Below are 4,391 nucleotides of genomic sequence, written 5' to 3'. Positions count from 1 at the left end.
TTCTCAGCATCCGGATCAGTAGGCAGGAAGCACAAAGGCGCGTCGTCCCTATAAAACGAATGCAGGCGGGAAAAATTAGCGAATGAGAATAACTATCAGGATGGAGGTAACCGAGGAGTTAGAGGCGCTGCAAGTCCAATGTGGGAGCGGGCTTGCTCGCGAAAGCGGTGGTTCAGCCAACATCATTGTTGAATGACACACCATATTCGCGGGCAAGCCCGCTCCCACAGGGGGGTGGATGATGTTTGAGATTGGGTTAAACCACAGCGGCCATCGCGTGCCGCCGATGGTGAACTTCAAGCTGATCCTTGATCACCTTGAGCACCTTGGCCTCATGCTCATGAATGAAAAAATGCCCGCCCGCCAACATGTCCACGGAAAAGCTGCCGTGGGTTTCCTTGCGCCAGCCGATCAATTGTTCGGTGGTGGCGCGGTCGGCCTTGCCGCCGAACACGTGCACCGGGCACTTGAGCAAGGGGCGCTGCACTGGCTCGAAGCGCCCGCACAACTGGAAGTCGGCGCGCAGGATCGGCAGTGTCAGGCTCATCAGCTCTTCATTGGCCAGGACATCTTCGCGGGTGCCATTGAGGCTGCGCAGTTGCTCGATCAGCTCGGCATCGGATTTGGGTTCGGCAAAACCCCGGTCGTAATCCTCACGCAGGGTTGGCGCGGCCGTGCCAGAAGCAAACAACGCCACCGGTTCCGGGCAGCCAAGTGCACGCAAGGCGTGGGCCATTTCACAAGCGAGCAGTGCGCCCAGACTATGGCCGAATAGGGCATACGGCGCCTTGAGCGTGGTTTTTTGTTCCTGTGCGAGTTGCAGCGCCAGGCGACGCATGTCGGTATGCAGTGGTTCGCCGAAGCGAGCACCCCGCCCCGGCAGTTCCACCGGTTGCAGCTTGATCCACTCCGGCAGCTTGCGCCGCCAGCGGCTGTAGACCATGGCGCTCGCGCCGGAATAAGGCAGGCACAGCAATGTCAGCGGGGTCACCGGGCTTACCTCGAAATGTTGTCTGTAAAGAGAACGAATGAGCGCCGAAAAGAATTAGCCGGATGAGTGTCCCTGTAGGAGCGAGTTTGCTCGCGAAGGTGTGTCAGGCGACATCACTGTGTCTGCCACTCCTTCGCGAGCAAGCCCGCTCCCACAGTTGAAACATCATTTCAGATGGCGATAGCTTTGGATCGCGGAACCGAGGACGACGCCCCCCGCCACGATCGCCAGCCAGAACCCGCTCCTCGCCCCGAACGCATCCACCAGCCACCCCGACCCCGCCGCGCCGATCGCCACGCCGATGCTCAGCCCGGTCACCAGCCAGGTCAGGCCTTCGGTGAGTTTGGCCGGTGGAACGATCTGTTCCACCAGGGCCATGGCGACAATCAGGGTCGGGGCAAAAAACAGTCCGGCGACGAACACCGCCAGGGATAAGCCGAGAATGTTCATCGCCAGCAGCAACGGCAAGGTCGTCACCGCCGTTGCCACCCCGCCGTAGAGAAACAGGCGCGGCAGCGGCACTTTCGAACGCAACGCACCGAATGCCAATCCGGCCAGGCATGAGCCGATCGCATACACCGACAACACGATACTCGCCGCGGCCGGTTGGCCCTGCTGCTGGGCGAAGGCCACGCTGACCACGTCCACCACCCCGACGATGGTGCCCATGGCGACCATCAACAGCATCAGCAACTGGATGTCCAGGGAGCGGATGATCGATGCAGCGTGATGTTCTTCATGGGCATGCACCGGCGGCTCGGTGCTGCGTTGCAATACGAACGCCGTGACCCCGATCGCCAGCATCAGCAGCGCCGCCAACGGCCCAGCCTCGGGGAACGCCACCACGCATAACCCCACCGACAAGGGTGGCCCGACGATGAAGCAGACTTCATCCAGCACCGACTCCAGGGCATAGGCGGTTTGCAACTGCGGTTGGCCGCGATAGAGCTCGGTCCAGCGCGCCCGGACCATCGCCGACATGCTCGGCATGCAGCCGGCGATCGCGGCGAACACGAACAACGTCCACTGGGGTGCCTGCAGACGGGTACAGAGCAGCACCATCAACAGTGCCCCGCCCCCGACCAGCGCCGACACCGGCAAGATCCGGCGCTGACCAAAACGGTCCACCAGCCGCGACACCTGCGGTGCACAAAACGCTGTGGCCAGCGCGAACGTCGCCGCCACGGCACCGGCCAAACCGTACCCCCCCTGCAACTGCGAGAGCATGGTGATCAGGCCGATGCCGGTCATGGAAATCGGCATGCGCGCGATCATTCCGGCCAGCACGAAGGCGCGGCTGCCAGGGGCACTGAACAGCTCGCGGTAGGGGTTTGCCATGGGCGTGTGGTCTCGACAAGGGCCTGCAAATTGCCATAAACGCTGGTTGAGGGGAAAGCAGCCAATTGTTGCTTGAATGTGAAGGCCCCATCGCCAGCAGGCTGGCGATGGGGCCAGAGCAGTCAGCGCAAAATGAACTCCCGCCCGCCAAAACCAGTCAGCTATTTAGTTAGGCCCTCAGCTCTCGGAGCCCCAATGCCCGATCACGAACACCAAAGCCCCATCGACGCCCACGGCATCATCGGCGACATGCGCAGCGCCGCGCTGGTCAACGACAAAGGCAGCGTGGATTTTTTCTGCTGGCCGGAATTCGACAGCCCGTCGATCTTCTGTTCGCTGCTGGACACGCCCGAGGCCGGGATTTTCCAGCTATCCCCGGACTTGCCGGACGCTCGCCGCGAGCAAATCTACCTGCCCGATACCAACGTGCTGCAAACCCGCTGGCTCAGTGATCGCGCCGTGGTGGAAATCACCGACCTGCTGCCCATTGGGGACACCGAAGACAACCTGCCCGTGCTGATGCGCCGAGTTCGGGTAGTCAGCGGCCAAGCGACGTTTCACCTGCGCTGCGCCGTGCGCCATGACTACGCGCGCGCCCGCACCCTCGCCCGCCTGGATCAACAGGACGTGATCTTCGAAGCCGCCGACCAGCCATCCCTGCGCCTGGCGACGGATCAGGTTTTGCACATCGAAGACCAGGCCGCGGTTGCCGAATTCACCCTCAAACAGGACCAGACTGCCGAGTTCCTGCTGGGCGCCATCGACGATCCGCGCTTCAAGGAAGGAGGCGCCACGCTGTGCCTGGAGCGCACCCTGAAGTTCTGGCGTGACTGGATCGGCCAGTCCAACTATCGCGGCCGCTGGCGGGAAGTGGTCAACCGCTCGGCCCTGGCGATGAAGCTGCTGACTTCGCGCAAACACGGCGCGATCCTCGCCGCAGCGACCTTTGGCCTGCCGGAAGTCACTGGCGGCGAGCGTAACTGGGATTACCGCTACACCTGGATCCGCGACGCCTCGTTCACCGTCTACGCCTTCATGCGCCTGGGTTTCACCGAAGAAGCCAACGCGTATATGCGCTGGTTGCGTGGACGGGTCAGCGATTGCCGAGGCAAACCGATGAAACTCAATATCCTGTATGGCATCGACGGCCGCCAGGAACTGCCGGAAGTCGAACTCACGCACCTGTCCGGGCACGGCGGCGCGACGCCGGTGCGCATCGGCAACCTGGCCTACGCCCAGGTCCAGCTCGACATTTTCGGCGAGCTGATGGACGCGGTTTACCTGGTCAACAAATACGGCGAAGCGATTTCCCACGAGGGCTGGAAGCACACCGTGAAAGTGGTCGACCAGGTTTGCGAAACCTGGCAGCAGGAGGACGTCGGGATCTGGGAAATGCGCGGCGAACAGCACCACTTCCTGCACTCGCGACTGATGTGCTGGGTCGCCCTGGACCGGGCGATCCGTCTCGCCTCGAAACGCTCGTTGCCCGCACCCTTCGCCCGCTGGGACCAGACGCGCCAGGCCATCTACTCGGACATCTGGGACAACTTCTGGAATGAAGAACGCGGGCACTTCGTGCAGCACATCGGCGGCACCGGCCTCGACGGTTCGATGCTGCTGATGCCGCTGGTGCGTTTCGTCAGCGCCAAGGACCCGCGCTGGCTCGCGACCCTCGACGCCATCGAGAAAAACCTGGTGCGCGACGGCATGGTCTACCGCTACCACAATGACGATAACCACATCGACGGCCTGCCCGGCACCGAAGGCGCATTCGCCGCATGCTCCTTCTGGTACGTCGAATGCCTGGCCCGCGCCGGCCGGGTGGAAAAGGCTCACCTGGAGTTCGAACAACTGCTCAGGTACGCCAACCCGCTGGGGCTGTACGCCGAAGAATTCGACAGCCACGCGCGGCACATGGGTAACACCCCGCAGGCGCTGACGCACTTGGCGTTGATCAGCGCGGCATGTTTTCTGGACAGGAAATTGAGTGGGGAGAAGAGCGTTTGGCAGCCTTGAGACCTGGCGCCCAGCCTTAATGTAGGAGCCGGCGTGGCCGCGGAGG

Annotated in this window: 3 protein-coding genes; 1 reads left to right on the top strand and 2 read right to left on the bottom strand. The window is 62.6% G+C overall.

Translation table 11 applies throughout. From position 1 onward, the window contains the following. Positions 1-256 precede the first annotated feature (256 nt). Both NQL71_RS02810 and NQL71_RS02805 read right to left on the bottom strand, forming a co-directional pair. On the bottom strand, positions 257-991 hold the full coding sequence (locus NQL71_RS02810; protein WP_274642237.1) for a thioesterase II family protein: 735 nt from the start codon (positions 989-991) through the stop codon (positions 257-259). Positions 992-1,156: 165 nt separating this feature from the next. Further along, entirely contained in the window at positions 1,157-2,329 is a 1,173-nt protein-coding gene (locus NQL71_RS02805; RefSeq protein ID WP_274642236.1) for an MFS transporter, read from the bottom strand. 195 nt (positions 2,330-2,524) lie between these two features. Here NQL71_RS02805 and NQL71_RS02800 point away from each other — a divergent pair, with 195 nt between their 5' ends. Then, the gene (locus tag NQL71_RS02800; RefSeq protein ID WP_274642235.1) at positions 2,525-4,345 is read left to right on the top strand and encodes a glycoside hydrolase family 15 protein; all 1,821 of its coding nucleotides are present in this window, start codon (positions 2,525-2,527) and stop codon (positions 4,343-4,345) included. Positions 4,346-4,391 lie beyond the last annotated feature (46 nt).

Origin of the sequence: Pseudomonas serbica, assembly GCF_028823535.1 — a bacterium.
Lineage (GTDB): Bacteria > Pseudomonadota > Gammaproteobacteria > Pseudomonadales > Pseudomonadaceae > Aquipseudomonas > Aquipseudomonas serbica.
The sequence above is the reverse complement of the archived record's forward strand: the minus strand, read 5'-3'. Positions and strand labels throughout refer to the sequence as shown.

What these genes read in the sequence shown, in the direction of transcription:
- NQL71_RS02800 (WP_274642235.1), top strand. Translation starts at nt 2,525, where the DNA reads ATGCCCGATCACGAACACCAAAGCCCCATCGACGCCCACGGCATCATC.
- NQL71_RS02805 (WP_274642236.1), bottom strand. Translation starts at nt 2,329, where the DNA reads ATGGCAAACCCCTACCGCGAGCTGTTCAGTGCCCCTGGCAGCCGCGCC.